At 64.3% G+C, this 19480-nt stretch carries 16 protein-coding genes; 11 read left to right on the top strand and 5 right to left on the bottom strand.

Annotation, left to right across the window (positions count from 1 at the left end):
* Positions 1–77: 77 nt before the first annotated feature.
* The 4 genes from V5F84_RS22000 to V5F84_RS21985 all read left to right on the top strand — a co-directional run bounded on the left by V5F84_RS22000 (position 78) and on the right by V5F84_RS21985 (position 3208).
* On the top strand, positions 78–2210 hold the full coding sequence (locus V5F84_RS22000; protein WP_394044330.1) for a ParB/RepB/Spo0J family partition protein: 2133 nt from the start codon (positions 78–80) through the stop codon (positions 2208–2210).
* 59 nt (positions 2211–2269) lie between these two features.
* Positions 2270–2491, top strand: coding sequence for a hypothetical protein (locus V5F84_RS21995; protein ID WP_394044331.1), 222 nt, complete (start codon positions 2270–2272; stop codon positions 2489–2491).
* Positions 2492–2561: 70 nt separating this feature from the next.
* Complete coding sequence (locus V5F84_RS21990) at positions 2562–2975, top strand: hypothetical protein (protein WP_394044332.1); 414 nt, start codon at positions 2562–2564, stop codon at positions 2973–2975.
* Entirely contained in the window at positions 2972–3208 is a 237-nt protein-coding gene (locus tag V5F84_RS21985; RefSeq protein WP_394044333.1) for a DUF6117 family protein, read from the top strand. Before V5F84_RS21990 ends, V5F84_RS21985 begins: the two co-directional genes overlap by 4 nt.
* A gap of 109 nt (positions 3209–3317) precedes the next feature.
* Here V5F84_RS21985 and V5F84_RS21980 read toward each other — a convergent pair whose 3' ends face one another.
* Both V5F84_RS21980 and V5F84_RS21975 read right to left on the bottom strand, forming a co-directional pair.
* Positions 3318–3770 (bottom strand): HEPN domain-containing protein, encoded by a 453-nt coding sequence (locus tag V5F84_RS21980; protein WP_394044334.1) that lies wholly within the window; start codon positions 3768–3770, stop codon positions 3318–3320.
* 77 nt (positions 3771–3847) lie between these two features.
* The gene (locus V5F84_RS21975; protein ID WP_394044335.1) at positions 3848–4207 is read right to left on the bottom strand and encodes a hypothetical protein; all 360 of its coding nucleotides are present in this window, start codon (positions 4205–4207) and stop codon (positions 3848–3850) included.
* 238 nt (positions 4208–4445) lie between these two features.
* On the opposite strand from V5F84_RS21975, the gene V5F84_RS21970 reads away from it, so the two are divergent.
* Positions 4446–8666: a strawberry notch-like NTP hydrolase domain-containing protein gene (locus tag V5F84_RS21970; protein ID WP_509277231.1), complete on the top strand. Its 4221-nt coding sequence runs from the start codon at positions 4446–4448 to the stop codon at positions 8664–8666.
* 315 nt (positions 8667–8981) lie between these two features.
* Complete coding sequence (locus V5F84_RS21965) at positions 8982–9917, top strand: DUF2493 domain-containing protein (RefSeq protein WP_394044336.1); 936 nt, start codon at positions 8982–8984, stop codon at positions 9915–9917.
* A 6-nt stretch (positions 9918–9923) separates the two neighbouring features.
* Here V5F84_RS21965 and V5F84_RS21960 read toward each other — a convergent pair whose 3' ends face one another.
* Positions 9924–10676: a hypothetical protein gene (locus V5F84_RS21960; protein ID WP_394044337.1), complete on the bottom strand. Its 753-nt coding sequence runs from the start codon at positions 10674–10676 to the stop codon at positions 9924–9926.
* 304 nt (positions 10677–10980) lie between these two features.
* On the opposite strand from V5F84_RS21960, the gene V5F84_RS21955 reads away from it, so the two are divergent.
* From V5F84_RS21955 to V5F84_RS21945, 3 genes are all read left to right on the top strand, one after another.
* Entirely contained in the window at positions 10981–11148 is a 168-nt protein-coding gene (locus tag V5F84_RS21955; protein WP_188345455.1) for a hypothetical protein, read from the top strand.
* A 142-nt stretch (positions 11149–11290) separates the two neighbouring features.
* On the top strand, positions 11291–11731 hold the full coding sequence (locus tag V5F84_RS21950) for a hypothetical protein (RefSeq protein ID WP_394044338.1): 441 nt from the start codon (positions 11291–11293) through the stop codon (positions 11729–11731).
* A 584-nt stretch (positions 11732–12315) separates the two neighbouring features.
* Positions 12316–12642, top strand: a complete 327-nt coding sequence (locus V5F84_RS21945) for a DUF736 domain-containing protein (protein ID WP_394044339.1) — start codon at positions 12316–12318, stop codon at positions 12640–12642.
* A 326-nt stretch (positions 12643–12968) separates the two neighbouring features.
* On the opposite strand, the gene V5F84_RS21940 is transcribed toward V5F84_RS21945, so the two are convergent.
* Positions 12969–13382, bottom strand: coding sequence for a MerR family transcriptional regulator (locus V5F84_RS21940; protein WP_394044527.1), 414 nt, complete (start codon positions 13380–13382; stop codon positions 12969–12971).
* Between the two features lie 59 nt (positions 13383–13441).
* Entirely contained in the window at positions 13442–15487 is a 2046-nt protein-coding gene (locus tag V5F84_RS21935) for an NAD(+) synthase (RefSeq protein ID WP_394044340.1), read from the bottom strand.
* 208 nt (positions 15488–15695) lie between these two features.
* Between V5F84_RS21935 and V5F84_RS21930 the strand changes: the two genes are divergently transcribed.
* Both V5F84_RS21930 and V5F84_RS21925 read left to right on the top strand, forming a co-directional pair.
* Positions 15696–16238 (top strand): MAPEG family protein, encoded by a 543-nt coding sequence (locus V5F84_RS21930; RefSeq protein WP_394044341.1) that lies wholly within the window; start codon positions 15696–15698, stop codon positions 16236–16238.
* A 137-nt stretch (positions 16239–16375) separates the two neighbouring features.
* A complete protein-coding gene (locus tag V5F84_RS21925) occupies positions 16376–19417 on the top strand; it encodes a heavy metal translocating P-type ATPase (RefSeq protein ID WP_394044342.1) in 3042 nt (1013 codons plus the stop codon).
* Positions 19418–19480: the final 63 nt, after the last annotated feature.

Here is a 19480-nt window from a genome sequence, read left to right as displayed (position 1 = left end):
GAGGGAGGATCGGATTTTCGTGACGGGTTGGAGGTCGAGAGAGAGGCTCTCGGCCGCCCGTCGCGGAGTAAATCCCGATGGCTACTGCCATTCAGAAGATCGCCCTGTCGTCCTCGCGCGACATCCCTTTCAACAAGCTGGTGCTGAGCCAGTCCAACGTCCGCCGCGTGAAGGCGGGCGTCTCGATCGAGAATCTCGCCACCTCGATCGCCCGCCGCGGCCTGATCCAAAGCCTCAGTGTCTTTCCTGTTGTTGACGCCGAAGGCGTCGAAACCGGCATGTTCGAGGTGCCGGCCGGCGGTCGCCGTTTCCGCGCGCTCGAAATGCTGATGAAGCAGAAGCGCCTCGCCAAAATCGCGCCCGTGCCCTGCGTCGTGCGTGAGCGCGACGGCGCGATCCTCCCTGAAGAGGTCTCGCTGGCCGAGAACATCGAACGGGCGCCGCTCCATCCCCTCGATCAATTTCGCGCTTTCCACGACATGCTCACCAAGGGCATGACCGAGGAGGAGATTGCTGCGGCCTTCTTCCTGCCCGTCAACGTGGTCAAGCAGCGGCTGCGCCTCGCAACCGTATCGCCCGCGCTGCACGACGTCTATGCAGACGACGGCATGACGCTCGAGCAGCTCATGGCCTTCACCGTTTCTGAGGATCACGCCCGCCAGGAACAGGTGTGGGACGCGATCAAGGACGCCTGGTCGAAGGAGGCCCACCAGATCCGGCGCATGCTCACCGAGACAACGGTGCGCGCCTCCGACAAGCGCGCCGTCTTCCTTGGCACCGAAGCCTATGAGGCGGCCGGCGGCATCGTCATGCGCGACCTCTTCCAGTCCGACGATGGCGGATGGTTGCAGGATGCCGCGCTGCTCGATCGCCTCGTCGCGGAAAAGCTCAAGACCGAGGCCCAGGCGATCGCCGCCGAAGGCTGGAAGTGGATCGAGGTCGCCGTCAGCTTTCCCTTCGACGCCGCTCGCGGTCTGCGCGAGGTTTCCGGCACGCCGCTCGACCTGACCACCGAGGAGCTGGCGACCATCGAGGCGCTCAGCGCCGAACAGACCAAGCTCGAAGCGGAATATGAAGACGCCGACGAGCTGCCCGACGACATCGATGAACGCCTGGGCGAGATCGAGACCGCATTGGCGGCCTTCGATGATCGTCCCGAGCAATTCGATCCGGCCGACATCGCCATCGCCGGCGTGTTCGTGAGCATCGATGCCGACGGATCGCTTTGCGTCGATCGGGGCTTCGTCCGGCCTGAAGATCTGCCCCCGGTCCGCACCGATGGCAACGATGAGACGGACGGCGAGCCTGTCGATCCCGCGGGCGCAACGGTGCAGCGAGCCGTCATCACCATCGGCGGCCAGGCGACCGATCCGGAGGACGACGACGAAGAGGACGGCATCAAGCCGCTGCCCGAACGCCTGGTCATCGAGCTAACGGCCTATCGCACCCTCGCGCTGCGCAATGCCGTGGCGGACAATCCGCACATCGCCATGACGGCGCTCCTGCACAAGCTTGTCTCGGACAACTTCATGACCCGCATGTACACGGGGGCCATGGAGGCCGGCGTGAAGCACATCTACTTCCCGGTCCAGGACGAAGCGCTGAAGGACAGCCCCTCCGCGCGCGCCATGCAGGAACGCCACGATGCCTGGTCGGCGGATATTCCGAAGGACGACAACGACCTTTGGAACTGGCTTGCCGGCCTCGACGACGCCAGCCGCATGGCGCTGCTGGCACATTGCGTCAGCTATGGGGTGAACGCCCTGTACGAGCGGCCGAACCCGCATAGCGGCAGCGGCGTGTCCCAGCACACGCTCGACATGCGGCTCGCGCAGGCCGACCGCCTCGCACGCGCGACCGGCCTCGACATCGTGCAGGCTGGCTGGCGGCCGACATTCGGCAACTACCTCAACCGTGTCACCAAGCCGCGTATCCTCGAAGCCGTCCGCGAGGGCGCCGGCGAGCGCGCCGCCCAGCTCATCGACCATCTGAAGAAGGGCGACATGGCCAAGGAAGCCGAGCGCCTGTTGGCCGATACCGGCTGGCTGCCCGAGCCGCTTCGCATCGCTGACGCCGATGTCGCGCCGGACGCAGAAACCAGCAGCGCGGACGACGGCGCCGAGCTGCCTGCCTTCCTCGGCGCTGACGACGACGAGGCTGTACCAGCCGACGGCGAGGATGACGAACATCAGCTCATCGCCGCCGAATGACCGGCTTGCGGGGCGGCTTCGGCCGCTCCGCACCTTCCTCACATTCAAGGAACTATCGCATGGTGCAATCCAGCCCCACGCCGACCCGGCGCGTCGTCTTCCAGTATCTCGTCCCCGTTCATGTCGAGGGCGAAGATGGCCTCGTTGTCCAGGTGACGGTCATCGACGAGACACCTGTCCGCGATCCTGCCGTGGTCGAGGGCGATCCCGCCTATCCGACCGACGCCATCGCGGCCGCAGATGACGGCCAATCGTGGCCGTCCTGGCAGTTCGGTTACTAGCCCACTTGCCCCACCTCCCAGCCTTCCGAGCCCGGCCCAGCGCCGGGCTTTTTCGTTTCAGGAGCCCGACATGACCGATTTCCTCACCCGCTTTTCGTGCCTGCTCGATGTCGGCACAGCCGCCAACGCCGCGCGGGCCTTCGACCTCTATTCGGCGCTGATGGCCGACAACGCGCGGGAAGATCCGCCAGCGGAGCCGTTCCAGCTCTCGCTGACACCGGACCACGGGCCAACCCGCCTTTGGCTTCGCGATCCCGGCAGTGCCGACCAACAGCTCGCAATCACGTTCGTGACGCGCTGTGCCGAGACCTTCGGACTGACCGGGCGCTGGGGATTCCAGTGGGCCAACATAGCCTCCAACCCTGTCGTCGACGGCTTCTCCGGTGGCGCCCATCTTCTCGATCTCGCGACCGGCCAAACGGTTGAGTGGACCAGCACCGGCCGCTGGCTCGCTGACCGCCTTGCTGAAGGAGGCGCGCGATGAGCATCCCCAGCCATGCCCGCGCCAACTTCCAGACATTGCTGCGCGCCGCCGAAAGCGGCGACCTGGCACTCATGGAATGCACCGACGCCGCCACGGGCGAGCCCCGCTACGTCATCTGCGCGGTCGGCAACAACGGCGGTGACTATGTCTTTACGCCGTTTGGCCATCTGGCGGACGGCAATCCCTACGACGCCTACCTGCCGCCGTCGGACCAGGAGCCGGCAGGCCCCTGATCGCATCGCGGACCCCATCCCGATTCAAACAGCCCGGCCTCGCAAGAGCGCCGGGCTGTTTGTGTTTCAGTTTTGCTGGTCCAACCTCGATCTTACCGGCCTGTGTCCACTACCGATGACGCCTGCCGACGACAGCCTCATGGCGGCGGTCGCGATGATCGGCGAGAGCGGAACGCGGCAGGCGGGCTGAAAGCCATGTGCTGACGTCTTCGAGAAGACGCCGCAGCGTCTCGGCGGCATCGCCGGCAATCAGGTAGGCAGCGCCACCAAGCACCATAGGATATCGGAAGCGCTGGTCGCGATGTTGTCCATCAAGAGTATCGACGAGCAAGGCCAGTTTCTCGTCCGCAAGTCCCGAAGGGCCGATCGAAAGTGCCTCCCGGTAACAGTAGGCCAGATTGTGGCCCGTCATCATCAGCCATTCCTCATCCCGGCCACCCTGAGCGAGAACTGCTTTCAGCAATAGCTCCAGCGCATGTCCGACAAGCATGTGAAAGGGAGCGGACGCTGTTTCCGCCTGAGGAACGAGGCCTTCCACGGCAACGACATAGCTTTCCGCCATGCCAAGATAGTCCTCGGCTCGCGACCGGACATCGCGTGATCGTCGGGCTAAGGGAGGCTCGCCCCCATCAGCCGGACTCACCAGACCGCCACCTCCCACTGGCCACTAACCCGCGCAAAGCCGACCGGCCGGTTTTGCGGCGTCGCGTTCGGCTTGGTCGCGTCCATGGTGAGTTGCGTCATGCAGGTCACGCCGGGGCCGACGCCGCCGGGCGAGCAATCACCAAGCTTCAACGTCGCATTGGAGAGCGATGTGCCCGTGAACAGGCGGTGCCGGCGCACGGCGGCCGTCGCCTCTTCCTCGGTCGGCTGCGCGACACCGGCCACGGCCGCTGGCGACGCCGCTACGGGAGCGATGACGGGCCGCAGAACAAACCCCGCTCCAAAACCGACCACCAGGCATCCCGCCGCAACAATGCCGATTACGCTTCCCTTCATCGCCGTCTCCCTTCGACCTCGCTCGATCGGACGGACATGCGTCCCCGATCGTCGAAGTCACCGCCCGCCATGTGTTGGATGAACGAATGTAGCGCCGCATCGCCAACCTCGAAAGTCCAAGCGATCAACGGGTCATTGCGCACGTCAGAGTGAGAGGACGGCCGGGACGGGTTTGAGCCGGTCCGGTCGAGAGAGAGCGCCGCCGGTTCGTCCCGATCCGCTCTCCGAGGTTCTTCCCATGACGATATTCTCTGCATCCGTGGCCGCACCGCCGGCCAAGTCGCCTCACGTTGGTCATGTCCCCGATCCTTCTGCCGCAGCCATATTCCGGGCCGCGGACCTGCTCCTTCCTCACCTTGAACGCGGCCAGCGGGTCGATGCCGCAGCTCTCCGCGTCGCGATGGAAACGGCGTTCGGCGCCTCGGACACGACGGGCGCTTGGGATTGGAAGTCGGCCTATGAGGCCGGCGAGGTCGCGACGGTCCTCTTCCTCCGCAAATACGGAAACGCACTTTTCCGCAAAGCCGGCTCTCCGGCCGCAGCCCTGCCTATGCTGTCGAAGGTCGCCAATCTTCTCCCCACCCACACCCGGCGATCGGAGGAAAGCCAGGCCTTTCAGCAGTTCTCGACGCCGCTTTCTCTCGGCATGGCCGCGCTGACCGCCGCAGTCGTCACGCCCGCCGACCGCGTGCTGGAGCCATCCGCCGGCACCGGCCTCCTTGCCATCCTGGCCGAGGTCTCCGGCGGCGCGCTCATGCTCAACGAGCTGGCTGGCACCCGCGCCGATCTCCTCTCAGCCCTCTTTCCGGCCGTTCCCGTCACACGGTTCGACGCCGCCCAGATCGACGACCATCTCGACGCCGGCAATGTGCCGAGCGTCATCATGATGAATCCACCGTTCTCGGTCTTGGCGAACGTATCAGGCCGTATGGCCGACGCCGCCTACCGGCACGTCGCCTCGGCGCTGGCACGACTGGCGGACGGCGGGCGATTGGTGACGATCACCGGAGCCAGCTTCGCGCCGGACGCCCCGGCCTGGCGGACCGCGTTCACGCGCCTGCAGGAACAGGGTCGGATCGTATTCACTGCCGCTATCGATGGCGCGGTCTATGCCAAGCACGGCACGACCATCGAAACACGCCTGACCGTCATCGACAAGATGCCTGCCGATGATCCAACGGCGTTTCCAGCATCGTCCGGCGCTGCGGCCGACGCGGCGACGCTCATCGCGCGGATCGGCGAACACGTCCCGGCGCGGCTGCCCATAGACCCGTCCGTCATCGCCACGGTATCGGCAGCGCCCACGCCCCGGACAGTTCGCGGCTACATTGACCGCGCCGCCGCCACATCGCTGACCCGCGCGGTCTCCGAGCCCGAAGGCGTCGAACTCGCCTATGACACCATGGACTGGGCGCCCGCCGAAGATGGCCGGATCACCGATGCGATTTATGAAGAATACGGATTGCAGTCGATCCGCATTCCCGGCGCTCATGCTCATCCCGACAAGCTCGTGCAATCCGTGGCAATGGCCTCGGTTGCGCCGCCCAAGCCGAGCTACCGGCCGAGGCTCCCCGCCAACATCGTCTCCGACGGGCTTCTCTCAGACGCGCAGCTCGAAACCGTCATCTACGCCGGTGAGGCCCATGCCGACTTTCTCGCCGGCTCATGGACGCGCGACGAGACCTTCGACGTCGTGTCGGCCGCAGCCGACGACGCGCAGAACGCCGTGCGCTTCCGCCGAGGCTTCATGCTCGGGGACGGAACCGGCGCCGGCAAAGGCCGCCAGTCGGCCGCTATCATTCTCGATAACTGGATGCGGGGCCGGCGCAAGGCGGTGTGGATCTCGAAATCCGACAAGCTGCTGGAGGACGCGCAGCGGGACTGGTCGGCCCTCGGCATGGAGCGCCTGCTGGTCACGCCTCTTTCGCGCTTCCCCCAGGGCAAGGACATCCGCCTCTCCGAAGGCATCCTTTTTACCACCTATTCTACGCTACGGTCCGACGACCGCGGCGAGAAGCTTTCCCGCGTCAAGCAGATCGTTGAATGGTTGGGCTCCGATTTCGATGGAGTGATCATCTTCGACGAGAGCCACGCCATGCAAAATGCCGCCGGTGGCAAGGGAGAACGCGGTGACGTTGCCGCCTCGCAGCAGGGACGAGCGGGCCTCCGGCTCCAGCACGCCCTACCGAATGCGCGCGTCGTCTATGTCTCCGCGACCGGCGCGACCACGGTCCACAATCTCGCCTATGCCCAGCGCCTCGGCCTCTGGGGTGGCGAGGATTTCCCGTTCTCCACCCGCGCCGAATTCGTCGAAGCGATCAAAGCTGGCGGCGTGGCTGCGATGGAAGTGCTGGCGCGTGATCTGCGCTCGCTCGGCCTCTATACGGCCCGGTCGCTCTCCTATGACGGTGTCGAGTACGAGCTGGTCGAACACCAGCTTACCTCCGAGCAGACCCGTATCTACGACGCCTATGCCGGGGCCTTTTCGGTCATCCATAACAATCTCGACGCCGCGATGCAGGCCGCCAACATCACCGGCGATAGCGGCACGCTGAACCGGCAGGCCAAGTCCGCCGCCCGCTCGGCCTTTGAATCCGCCAAGCAGCGCTTCTTCGGCCACCTCCTGACCTCGATGAAGACGCCGACGCTGATCAGCTCGATCGAGCACGACCTGGCCGACGGCCACGCCGCCGTGATCCAGATCGTCTCGACCGGCGAAGCGCTGATGGAACGCCGTCTCGCAGACATCCCCACCGAGGAATGGAACGACGTCCGCGTGGACATCACACCCCGCGAGTACGTTCTGGACTATCTCGCCCATTCCTTCCCGGTCCAGCTCTACGAGCCATTCACCGACGGCGAAGGCAACCTGTCGTCGCGGCCTGTGTTCCGCGATGGCCAGCCCGTTGAAAGCCGGGAGGCAGTTGCGCGGCGTGAGCGTCTGATCGAGACGCTCGCCTCGCTGCCGCCAGTCCCCGGCGCACTCGACCAGATCGTCCAGCACTTCGGCACCGACGTCGTGGCGGAAGTGACCGGACGCTCGCGCCGCATCGTCCGCAGGTCCAGCCCCGGCGACATCGATCGTCTTGCCGTGGAGAATCGCGCCGGGTCGGCCAATCTCGCCGAAACGCAAGCCTTCATGGATGACCAGAAGCGCATTCTGATCTTCTCCGATGCGGGAGGCACCGGCCGCAGCTATCACGCCGAGCTGTCGGCGCGGAACCAGCGGCTGCGCGTCCACTATCTGCTGGAGCCCGGCTGGAAGGCCGACGCCGCCATTCAAGGCCTGGGTCGCACCAACCGGACGAACCAGGCGCAGCCCCCGCTGTTCCGGCCGATCTCGACGGACGTGAAGGCCGAGAAGCGCTTTCTCTCCACAATCGCCCGTCGGCTCGACACGCTCGGCGCGATCACGCGCGGCCAGCGCCAGACGGGTGGCCAAGGACTGTTCCGGCCCGAGGACAATCTGGAAAGCCACTATGCCCGCGACGCGCTGCGGCAGCTCTATCTGCTGCTCGTGCGCGGCAAGGTCGAGGGATGCTCGCTCCAGATGTTCGAGAGCGCCACCGGCCTCTCGCTAACCGATTCCACCGGCATCAAGGACGAATTGCCGCCGATCACCACCTTCCTCAACCGGCTGCTGGCGCTGACCATCGAACTCCAGGGCGTGCTGTTCACAGCGTTCGAGCGCCTGCTCAACGCCAAGATCGAAGGCGCCATCGCGTCCGGCAGCTACGATGTCGGGCTGGAGACCCTGCAAGCCGAGAGCTTCATCGTCACCGATCGCCAGACCATCCATGTCCATGCCGGCACCGGGGCCGAAGCCCGGTTGCTCACCATCACCCAGCGCCAGCGCAATCGTCCGGTGACGCTGGCCGACGCCCTCGATCAACTGGACGATCCGCGCGCGAAGCTGCTGATCAATGAGCGCTCCGGCCGTGCCGCGGTGCAAATCCCGACCTCCAGCATCATGCTGGATGATGGCGAGATTGAACGGCGCGTGCGGCTGATCCGCCCGATGGAAGCGCACAACATCCCCATCAGGATGATGAACGAGACCCATTGGGTTGAGGCCGATCAGTCTGGTTTTACAGAGCTGTGGAATGCCGAGCTGGCCGAAGTGCCGGAGTTTGCCGATAGCACGATCCACATCGTCAGCGGTCTGTTGCTGCCGATCTGGAAGCGGCTGCCGAACGAGTCGACGCGGGTCTATCGGCTCCAGACCGACGACGGCGAACGTATCGTCGGCCGCCGCGTTTCGCCGGCCTGGGTCGCCGGGGCGCTGGCCACCGGCACATCGGCCCTGACGCCGGACGACGCCTTCATGGCGCTGATCGACGGCAAGACCATCCTCGATCTCGCCGAAGGTCTTCAACTTCGCCGCGTTCGCGTCATGGGCGCCAACCGCATCGAGCTTTCCGGCTTCACTGACGCCATGCGGGATCGCCTGCGCGCCTAGGCCGGAAGGAGAATGCGGTCAGCAGGAGCGCTGTCGTCGGCATCGCTCGCATGATCCCCATGTCGGAGAGAACCGCGCCCCGGCCTTCTAGAGGGCGATCGGCCAGCAAACGGCCCGGACCCGCAATGTCTGCGGCGGACTATTTTCCGGCGCGGCCGAGGGCCGCTTTCCATCGCGAGGCAAAATAGCCCGCCTTCGCCATCCTCCGCTGCGCTTCGGCCCTCCGCTTCGCTGCGGATGCAGGTCCGGTCCGCCCGCCGGCTTTCGTCGCCATGAAGGCCGCGAGGGTCGCGGTCGAACCGACGGAGCATTCCGATGAGCGAGCACGACGACTACGAACCGCACCACGCCTCTTCACCCACCGACCATATCCTCAGCGAACTCCAGCTTTATGGCTACCGTCCCTTCACGGACGAACCCGATCCCCGACCGCTTCCAGAAGGCAACCACGTCGCCGGCGCCATCGCCGACATCTTCGATGCCCTGATCGGCACCCTGGAAGACACCCGCCTCGAGCCCGACCTTGACGATCTCCTCTGGTCGGCCGTCAACGTCTTCCACCGGGCCACCGACCGGATCGAACGCGAGCTGGACGACAACGAGCAGGCACAGCGTCGCGGCCAGCGCGAACAGGACGGCAGCGAGGTGAAGGCGGTCGAGCTGGAACGCCTGACGGCCGAGGGGCAAACCTTGATCGAACGCCGCAACGCTTTCGAGCTGATGCGCGACCAGGCCGCCGAGCACTATGAGCGCCACACCGGGTCGAACTGGCGACCGCGCAGCGGATCGATGGTCAACCATCGCAATCTGACCTCGGCGATGATCGACAGCCGGGACTTCCTCGCCGCCAAGAAGCGCGCCGACAACCAGGTACTGCTACCCGCCGGTCCGAAGATGGCCTTCACCGGCGGGCTCGATTTCAACGATCACCGCCTGATCAGGACCAAGCGCGATCAGGTCCACGCCAAGCACCCGGACATGGTGCTGCTGCACGGCAAGTCGCCGAAAGGCGCCGAGAAGATCGCAGCCAAATGGGCCGACGCCCGCAAGGTGCCGCAGGTCGGCTTCGCTCCCGACTGGACGAAACACGCCAAGGCCGCACCGTTCAAGCGCAACGATCAGATGCTCGACATCCTGCCGATCGGGGTCATCGTCTTCCCCGGCACGGGCATTCAGGACAATCTCGCCGACAAGGCCAGAAAGCTCGGCATCCCGGTCTTCGACTTCCGCCCGAAGGGAGGCGGCGCGTGAGCGCCGTCAACCCAGTTCAACGCCCCAGAACTTCAGCACCGAGAGCACTTCCTCCTTCGGATAGTGGAGGAAGGCCGCATTCGCGAGGTCGGCCTTCAGCTTGCCCTTGCGCTTGGCAATCTCACGCTCGATCCGTTCCCCGAACGGCGCTGTCCCAGGCGGAAGCAGTCCAGGGCGCTCCAGACAAGGCCAGCTTTTCGGATAGCCTTCGGGAATCCAGCCGTTCTTGACCTTCTCGTATTGCTCGGCGACCGATGGATGCTCGCAAGCCCAGCCGTAAAGGTGGAAAGCGCAAACCCGCAGCATCGCCTTGATTTCAGGCATTGTGTCCGTGAAGCCTTTGAGCGGCGTCGGCAGCCACACCATATTGGCGACGCAAGAGAAGTAGCGCGGATCTTGGACCACGCTGCTTTGCTGAGCGAACGAGGGATCGTCGTATCCCCAGATGTGACACACGGTCCAGTTCTTCGGCTTCGGAGCCGCGACGCCAAGAGCCGCCACGAGCGCATTGAGCGCGGCGACATTGCCCTCGAACTTCTCGGCGGTGATCTTGGTCGCCTTTTTCGTATTCGTGTACCGGCGTGACCACGCAGCGTCATAGAGCGGCCGGCCGCGAGCCGTATGCGGCGCCCATACCGGCAGACGCCGGAAAGTCTCAGGATTCACCCACCGGGCAGTCCGCTCAATCAATTCGACCACTGCGGGAAGATCATCTCGAAGGGCGTCGTTGCCGTCTGGTATGTGGAATCCGGCTGCCATCGTTTGCTCGCGTCCTCCTGCCTTCCAACGCGGACGACCAGGACACGGCTCGAATCCAACGCAGTGAAATTGCTGAGGGGTGATCCTAGCACCCGGTCGAAGCGAGAAACCATCCCCCGCTTCCATTGCGCTAATCCTTGGTCCAGCCGCTTGCCTGACGCCATCAACCCGTAAAGGGTCGGACTACGCAAAGCGTGCCGCCGCTCCAGCTTCGCCTTCGCGATGATTGCGGCCATCGGCCGGACACATCGGGCGCCTGTCGCGCGGGAGATGGTCTCCCGCCTCCAAGACAGGAGCCGGTCATATGTCTCTCAAACAAGCTCACGCCTTCGCCTTCAGCCTCGCCACCACCCTCATGGTCTCGATCGTCATCTTCCAGGCCGGGGACGGCACCATCGGCGTCATGCCCGCTGGCGAATATGACGGCGAAGCCGCCGCCATCGTTCACGAGGTCGATCCCTTCGCCCGCTGACCGCGGGCAAGGCGTCACGATCGCCAGCGGAAATCCTGTTGGATTTCCGCTCCCGTCGCGTCTTTTCTTCGGCTATACTGTCAGCGCGCCGTGGTGGTGGTGGAGGCGCGACCGTCAGACCTTTCTCACGGAGACCACCATCATGATAATCCTCGGCATCCTCTTCAGCATCGCCGCCATTGGCGGACTATGCTGGCTCCTATTCACCTTGGCGGTATTCGCCTTGCCGGCCTTTGCAGGCGCGACGGCCGGGGCCTGGGCCTATGGCACCGGCGCCGGCTGGCTCGGCGCCATCCTCGTCGGCCTGGCCGCCGCCGCGCTGACGCTCGGCCTCGGCCAAGCCCTCCTTGCCGTCGTTCGTTCGATCTGGCTGCGACTCGCCATTGCGGCAGCCTTCGTCGCGCCTGCGGCAATCGCCGGCTATCACGCCACCCATGGCATCGTGAAACACACCATGCCGTCGGAAGGCTGGCAGCTCACCTTCTCAGTCATCGGCGCGGTTCTGGTCGGTGTCACGGCATTCGTTCGCGTGATCGGAATGGCGGCGCCCGGACCAAATGGGCAAGGGATGGCTCGGGCCTGACGCCAGACGAGCGTCGGTGAAACAGACGAAGCTGTAGGTGTCGCCGTCCTCGTCGTCGAAGTCGGGAAGGCAGACACGTCGTTTGGATCTTTGCTGTTGCCACCTGCCTGTCTGCCGCCTCCCTCGTTAGAGCATGGATCGGAGGCACCGTGCGTCACGGCAGGCGCAACGTCGTTGGCAATGTCCGTTCGCGGTCCCAATGGGATCGGGAGTTCGGGAAACCCAGCATGGCCAATGTGCCGATGAAGCCGTGAACCTGCGTCCGTTGCCTGATCGGAGCATATGATCGCCATGTTCTCCTTGACTGGAATCTGCCTGCTCGACCGCTCCAAAACGGCCTCTTCAATGGGCTGATCTGGCCGAAGGTCGGCTACGCCTCGATCGCCTATGCCGCAATGGCGCCGATCGACTTTCTTCCCCTGTCGGCTGCGCCGCCATTCCTCGCGCAACAACAAAGTCGCCTGTCTGCCATCCTCCGCTGACGCTGCGGTCGCAAGCGATGCCGCGTCGATCGCCTCCGGCCCACCGATCGCCATCGAGGCCGCAATGGTGCGGGCTCGGAACAGAGTTCAAGGAGAACTACAATGGCGACCATCGGCACCTTCAAGAAGACCGGCAACAACGAGTTCACCGGCGACATCGTCACCCTCAGCGTCCAGGCCAAGGGCGTCCGCATCGTCCCCGAAACCCGCGCCACCGGCGACAACGCCCCAAGCCACCGCATCCTCGTCGGCCGCGCCGAGATCGGCGCCGCCTGGGCCAAGCGCTCCAACGAGGGACGCGACTATCTCGGCCTCAAGCTCGACGATCCGAGCTTCAACGCCCCGATCTTCGCCAACCTGTTCGACGACGAGGACAGCGACACCTACAGCCTGATCTGGTCCCGCCCCAATCGCCGAAACGGCGACTGAGGCCCCGAGTAAGGCCCCGGCCCAATGGGCCGGGGCCTTTCCCGCGGTTGCGACCCGACGGATGTCGTAACGGGAAACCTGATGCCTCTGGACTGGAATATTCCGTGCTGCGGCGGATGCCCTCCGCCGCAGCGTGCCTGGGTTGGGCGGCCGACCACAATAGCCGCATCACCGCCAAGCCGAATCACCCCAGTTTGATACAACCTAATTTGCCTAAGCAGGCTTGGTTACGCCGTCAAGAACGACTATTATAGATGGGGTATTCGGGCGCACCTGCTAAACAACGTCCCGTCTATCTACAACGTTACCGCTTCCCTCTTTGCAATTTAAGATGTGCCTTGCTGACCAGTAGCATCGGCAAGGACCTCTATAATTCGACAGGTGGCGACGTTCCCATTGTTACATTCATGAATCATTCGCCTGAGTTCAGTTTTAAGGCCGAGCAGACGGCATATCCTCATCTCGACCGCTTCGAGCTGATCGCTGGCAATTCGGCTAACTTGCTCGCAAGAGGCCTCCGGCCTTTCCTGTAGAGCGAGCATCTGCTTTATGACCGGAATGTCGAAGCCAAGATCTCTGGAGTGCCGGATAAAGGTCAACCGCCGGACGTCATCGGCATCGTAGAGGCGTCGTCCACTGTCCGTCCGGGGCGGCGACGGAATGAGGCTGATCCGCTCATAATAGCGGATCGTCTCAATATTCACCCCTGTTCGTTGGGACAGCGCTCCAATAGTGATCATCACGATTCAATTCTGTGTTGGCTACGGATCTACGGTAACAGCTCAGCAAGGCCGCTGGTTCAGTCCGACGGCGTGTTCGCTCGCAACTCTTCCAGCCAGAGCCGGGCGTTCCCATCCGATGGCGCGCGCCAATCGCCGCGCGGCGACAATGAGCCTCCGGCGGTGACCTTAGGCCCATTGGGGGACGCCGAACGCTTGAATTGGCTGATCGTGAAGAACCGATACAGGAAGACTTCCATCCAAGATTTGATCGTCGCCAGATCATAGGCACGGCGGCGTTCATCCGGGTATTGAGGTGGCCATGCGCCTATGGCGACATCGCGCCAAGCGTGGAAGGCCAGGAACGCAATCTTCGACGGCTTCAGGCCGTAGCGCGTCAGATAGAACAGAGTGAAATCCTGTAGCTCATAAGGCCCGATTCTCTCTTCCGTGCTTTGCAAGGCGCCGTCCTCGCCCGCTGGCACAAGTTCCGGCGAGATCACGGTATTGAGGATCGAGAGCAACGTGTGGCTCGTCTTTTCGTCGAAGGAGTTCGACTGTGCCACCCAATGGATGAGATGCTGGATGAGTGTCTTCGGAACGGAGGCATTGACATTGTAGTGACTCATGTGATCGCCGACCCCATACGTCGACCAACCCAGTGCAATTTCAGATAGGTCGCCAGTACCAAGTACCATCGCGCTCCGTTGGTTGGCTGCGCGGAACAATAGGTCAGTGCGCAGGCCCGCTTGCACATTCTCAAACGTCACATCGTAAACTGGCTCGCCTCGTGCGAACGGGTGCTGCAGGGCCGCCAGCATCTGTTGCGCTAATGGTTTGATGTCGATCTCCTCGGCAGTCACCCCGAGGCTGCGCATCAGCGCCCACGCATTCGCCTTGGTAGCTTCTCCAGTCGCAAAGCCAGGCAGGGTGAAGCCGAGTATGTCGGACCGTGGCCAGCCAAGCCGATCGAACGCCTGGGCGCCTACGATCAAGGCGTGAGTGGAGTCCAGGCCGCCTGACACGCCAACGCAGAGGCGCCGGATACCTGTTGCCTGCAGACGCTTCATCAGCCCCTGCACTTGGATGCTGAAAGCTTCATAGCAGTCCTGATCGAGACGTGCGGGATCGGACGGAGCGTATGGGAAGCGTGCGACTGTCCTACGCAGGCCAAGATCGGCCGCGGGGGGCTCGAACTGGAAGCCGATCCGCCGGAACCGATCTGCCGGCATGTCTCGGGCGATCGCGGCCTCGTTGAAGGTGCCGGTACGCAGACGCTCCAACCTGAGCCGATCAACGTCGACGTCAGCAATCGCCATCTGCGAGTCTTTCGGGAAACGATCGGTCTCTGCGGGGAGGTTGCCGAGTTCATAAATGCAGGCTTGACCGTCCCAAGCGAGGTCCGTCGTCGACTCGCCCGGACCGGCCGCAGAATAGATGTAGGCGGCCCAGCACCTCACCGATTGGGTCGCGCAGAGTAGTCGGCGCGTTTCAGCCTTGCCAATGGTGATGTTGCTAGCCGAGAGGTTCGCAAGAATCAGAGCTCCGGCCAGGGACGCGAAATCGCTAGGCGGAGCCGGTGCCCACACGTCCTCACATAGCTCGGTGTGGAAGATGAACCCTGCCAAATCCTCGGCCGCAAAGATGAGATCCATCCCGAATGGGACGGACTGACCAGCGACCTTGATCATCGTGCCCTTCAAGTCCCGCCCGGACGCGAACCATCGCTTTTCGTAGAACTCGCGGTAATTCGGCAGATGACCCTTGGGAACCACTCCCAAAATCCGCCCGCGATGGACTACAACGGCGCAATTGTAGAGCCGTCCCTCCCGCTCCAGTGGCGCGCCGACAAGAAGGACCGGTGAAAGCTCACGGCTCGCAGCCGCTAACTCTTCGATCGCCTGTTCGACCCCCTGCAGCAGCGCCGCCTGCCCAAGAAGATCATCAATGGAGTAAGCCGACAGGCCCAATTCCGGGAACACCATCAGCGCGACGCCTTGGCCTGAGCCATCCCTGGCCAAGGCGAGCGTCTCAGCGAGGTTGTAGCCTGGATCACCAACTTCGCATTTCGGCGTGCAGGCCGCGACCCGGACGAAACCCTGCTGATAGATGGAATTGAAGCTCATCCGAAGATCTCGCGCTCATTGCTTACGGTCCTACCGCCCGTTGCGACCGCATATCCTCACCGCAGCTTGATTCTGTAGTGACTACAGGATGTAGACATAACAAGCGACTGGAGGGCTGTGAACCCGGAAATGATGAGCGGCTCCGGCAGGCAAGCTTCGTTAGACCGCGCGTCTCGGCGGAGGACAACAAGAAGCAGGGAGAAAGCTGGTGGGATTTAGTTCGGATCAGATGGGAATCGTACAGGGCTCTGCCGCGGCGCTTATCCTCGCTGCGGCCGTCGTAGCGGCTGGCTATATTTGGTTGCCTCCTGGGGTGCTCGGTCTCAACCCAGCCATGGATTTCGGCGGACGGATCGCGTTCACGCTTAAGGCGAATATTCTCATGTTCGTCTGGCTGGCCGGCTGCGTGGGTGCCGTGAGCAGAGGCCGATTTTACTCACCAGCGGATATAAGGGGATCTGCATTTGGGTCACCCAGCCCGGCGATCGCGGTGCGTGCTGCGGTGCTGCAGAATTCGCTGGAGCAGACGGTGCTGGCTTTCGCTGCACACCTGACCCTTGCAACGCTCCTGCGGGGGCCCGAACTGGTGCTCATTCCTCTGCTAGTCGCCGTGTTTCTGGTCGGCCGGGTGGCGTTCGCTTTCGGCTACGCCAAAGGCGCCTCAGGCCGGGCCTTCGGGATGGCCCTGACCGCCGCAACGATCATCGCGAGCTACGGGCTGGCTATCGGACTGGTCGTTGTCGGACGCTGACGACCGCACGCAAATGGCCCTTGCATATCGCGGAAGAGTCGAAGGGCGCACCTCTTGATTCTGTAGCGACTACAGGAAGTATGATCATTCAAATTTTGAGCCAAGCTCAAGAGAATCAAGCAGTTAAGGAGTCGGCTATGACCACAGATGCCAAGACAAGGATTTCAGGCCCATTACGTTTCAAGGTCGAGGGTTTGGATTGTCAGAACGAAGTTCGGATGCTGCGCGCCGCGGTCGGGCCGGTCGTGGGAGGCGACGACAAGTTGTCGTTCGACACCAAGGGCGGTGTCATGGCGGTGGCTGGCCAGAGTGTCTCAGCTCTCGATGCCATCGCGCAGGCGGTCGCCACGACCGGGATGCAGGCCCAGCTGTTGCCTGAGCTGGACAGCCCATCCCCGTCGGCATGGCTGTTCAAGGTCGAAGGACTGGACTGCAAGAACGAGGTCGCGGCCCTCAAGCGCGAAATCGGCCCATTGGTCGGAGGAGAGAGTTGGTTGGCCTTCGACACTGCCAAGGGCTTGATGACCATCGCGCCGCAGCGGCGTGCTTCGATCGACCAGCTCTTGCTCCAGGTCTCCACGACTGGAATGTCTGCATCCCTCATTCAAGATGGCCCGGCCGATGCGATGCTCCTGCGCGTGCGCGGCCTCGACTGCAAGAACGAGGTGGCTGCGCTGACAAGGGAACTTGGGCCGCTCGTTGGTGAGGACAAGCTCGCGTTCGACACTGCGCAGGGCACCCTGACGATTGCGCCCCAGAGCCGGGCAACATTTCATCAGATCGAAGAGGCCGTCGCGCGAACGGGCATGCGAGCTGAGCCGTGGTCGCCACCGGCTATCTCTGAAGCTGCTGGACCTGCCGCCGGATGCGGATGCGCGGCGGAGGTCCACGAAGCCCTCAGCCCACCGGTCCCGACGAGTTTGCCAGGCGGCGTGGTGTATCGCATCCACGGCATGGATTGCGCCGACGAGATCGCAGCATTGAAGCGGGAGGTTGGCCCGCTCGTAGGCGAGGACAAGCTCGCGTTCGACCTCCTCAACGGCCGCATGTCGATCGACATCGCGCCTGATTCAGCGCTCGAAGCACGCATCGAGAAGGCCGTCTCGCGCGCGGGTCTGCGCGCCGAGCCTTGGAGCGAAGGCGCCACCAGCGAAGCCTCGCAGGCCGAAGAGCGCCGGAGGCGCATCCAGTCATGGCTGACGGCCGCGAGCGGCGTGCTCGCGGCGCTCGGCTTTGCGGTTCACGCCTGGCTCGGAGGGGGAGTCGCCGCGGCGTTCGAGGCCGGCGAGCACGCCGTCGGCTCGACGCCGCTGCCGAGCATGGTTCTCTATACGCTCGCAGTCCTATGCGCCGTGCGCTACGTCGCCCCCAAGGCTTGGCTCGCGGCGCGACGTGTGCGCCCCGACATGAACCTCCTGATGGTGGTTGCAGTCGCGGGTGCCATCGGCATCGGCGCCTGGTTCGAGGCTGCGACCGTCTCCTTCTTCTTCGCGCTGGCCCTCGCGCTCGAAGCCTGGAGCCTTGGCCGGGCGCGGCGCGCCGTGGCCGCCCTGATGGAGCTCGCGCCGCCGACAGCGCGCGTCAGGTTCGAAGACGGCACCGAGCGCGACGTGCCGGCGGCCGAGGTTCGAGTCGGATCGCACGTCATCATTCGTCCCGGCGACAAGCTACCGCTCGACGGTCGCGTCGCCTCCGGCGAGAGCGAGGTCAATCAGGCGCCGATCACCGGCGAGAGCGTTCCCGTGTTCAAGGCCGAGGGCGACGAGGTGTTCGCCGGCACCATCAACGGCGAAGGCGCCCTCGACGTCGTGACCACCAAGGCGGCGAACGACACCACGCTCGCGCAAATCATCCGCATGGTCGGCTCCGCGCAGAGCCGGCGCGCCCCGAGCGAACAGTGGGTCGAGAAGTTCGCGCGCGTCTACACGCCGGTCGTGATGGTTCTCGCCATTGCGGTCTTCCTTATTCCGCCTCTGCTGCTCGGTGGCGGCTGGGAGGTCTGGTTCTATCGCGCGCTTGTGCTGCTCGTGATCGCCTGCCCCTGCGCCCTTGTGATCTCGACGCCGGTGACCATCGTTGCCGCCCTCGCCGGCGCCGCGAAGCAGGGCGTCCTGGTGAAGGGCGGCGTCCATCTGGAGACGCCGGCTCGCCTGAGGGCGATCGCCATGGACAAGACCGGAACGCTCACCGAAGGGCGTCCGCGGGTGGTCGAGGTCGTGCCGCTCGGCAGCCGCAGCGAGGGTGACCTGCTTCGGTTGGCCGCAGCCCTCGAGGCGCGCAGCGAACACCCGATCGCCCGGGCCATTCTGGCGAGGGCAACAGAACGTGGCATTGTAGCTCAGCCTGCCGAGGCCGTGCAGGCCATCACCGGTCGGGGCATGACCGGCCGGGTCTCCGGACGCGAGGCCTGGCTTGGGTCGCGCCGCTACCTCGATGAACGGAAGATCGGCTCGCAGGCCATTCTGGAGCAAGCCGACTCGCTGTCCGGCGCCGGTCGCACCATCGTGGCGGTCGGCGATGGCGAGGAGGTGTGGGGGCTGATCGCCGTTGCCGATGCGGTGCGGGCGGAAGCCAAGGACATCGTCACGGCGCTGCATCGCGCTGGCATCGAAAAGGTGGTGATGCTCACGGGCGACAATCGAGCCACTGCCGAAGCCATTGCCAAGCAGACCGGCATTGATGAGGTCCGGGCGGAACTTCTACCCGGTGACAAGGTCACTGCCGTCGAGGATCTCGTGAGACGTTATGGGTCAGTCGCCATGGTCGGCGACGGGGTCAACGACGCCCCTGCGATGGGCCGTGCCAATCTCGGCATTGCCATGGGCGCGATGGGCAGCGACGCGGCAATCGAGACGGCCGACGTCGCGCTCATGTCGGACGATCTCTCGAGGCTGCCCTGGCTGGTGCGTCATTCGCGCGCGACGCTCGCCGTCATTCGGCAGAATGTCGCGTTCTCGATCGCGGTGAAGCTCCTGTTCACGGTTCTGACCGTGTTCGGTCTGGCATCGCTCTGGGGCGCCATCGCGGCTGATGTCGGCGCTTCCCTGCTGGTTGTTCTCAACGGCCTGCGCCTCCTCAACCGCGGACAGGGCGGAGCGGAGGCCGGTCCATCAGGAGGCGCCAGGGCTCCGGCCGGTGAACGCCATCAGGCAGGGATGCGACCCGCATCTGCCCACTGAAACGCATCGACGGTCGCCAAGGCATGGCGACCGTCGCCATCAGGATGTCGATGAAAACGACAT

Origin of the sequence: Roseixanthobacter liquoris (genome assembly GCF_043195135.2) — a bacterium.
In the GTDB taxonomy this organism is placed as follows: domain Bacteria; phylum Pseudomonadota; class Alphaproteobacteria; order Rhizobiales; family Xanthobacteraceae; genus NCEH01.
Note: the sequence above shows the minus strand (reverse complement) of the source record. Positions and strands in the feature narration are given on the sequence as shown.

Coding starts and splice junctions, on each gene's coding strand:
- V5F84_RS21965 (WP_394044336.1), top strand. CDS start 8,982: ATGAGCGAGCACGACGACTACGAACCGCACCACGCCTCTTCACCCACC.
- V5F84_RS21945 (WP_394044339.1), top strand. CDS start 12,316: ATGGCGACCATCGGCACCTTCAAGAAGACCGGCAACAACGAGTTCACC.
- V5F84_RS21990 (WP_394044332.1), top strand. CDS start 2,562: ATGACCGATTTCCTCACCCGCTTTTCGTGCCTGCTCGATGTCGGCACA.
- V5F84_RS21925 (WP_394044342.1), top strand. CDS start 16,376: ATGACCACAGATGCCAAGACAAGGATTTCAGGCCCATTACGTTTCAAG.
- V5F84_RS21970 (WP_509277231.1), top strand. CDS start 4,446: ATGACGATATTCTCTGCATCCGTGGCCGCACCGCCGGCCAAGTCGCCT.
- V5F84_RS21955 (WP_188345455.1), top strand. CDS start 10,981: ATGTCTCTCAAACAAGCTCACGCCTTCGCCTTCAGCCTCGCCACCACC.
- V5F84_RS21985 (WP_394044333.1), top strand. CDS start 2,972: ATGAGCATCCCCAGCCATGCCCGCGCCAACTTCCAGACATTGCTGCGC.
- V5F84_RS22000 (WP_394044330.1), top strand. CDS start 78: ATGGCTACTGCCATTCAGAAGATCGCCCTGTCGTCCTCGCGCGACATC.
- V5F84_RS21960 (WP_394044337.1), bottom strand. CDS start 10,676: ATGGCAGCCGGATTCCACATACCAGACGGCAACGACGCCCTTCGAGAT.
- V5F84_RS21950 (WP_394044338.1), top strand. CDS start 11,291: ATGATAATCCTCGGCATCCTCTTCAGCATCGCCGCCATTGGCGGACTA.
- V5F84_RS21935 (WP_394044340.1), bottom strand. CDS start 15,487: ATGAGCTTCAATTCCATCTATCAGCAGGGTTTCGTCCGGGTCGCGGCC.
- V5F84_RS21940 (WP_394044527.1), bottom strand. CDS start 13,382: ATGATCACTATTGGAGCGCTGTCCCAACGAACAGGGGTGAATATTGAG.
- V5F84_RS21980 (WP_394044334.1), bottom strand. CDS start 3,770: ATGGCGGAAAGCTATGTCGTTGCCGTGGAAGGCCTCGTTCCTCAGGCG.
- V5F84_RS21995 (WP_394044331.1), top strand. CDS start 2,270: ATGGTGCAATCCAGCCCCACGCCGACCCGGCGCGTCGTCTTCCAGTAT.
- V5F84_RS21975 (WP_394044335.1), bottom strand. CDS start 4,207: ATGAAGGGAAGCGTAATCGGCATTGTTGCGGCGGGATGCCTGGTGGTC.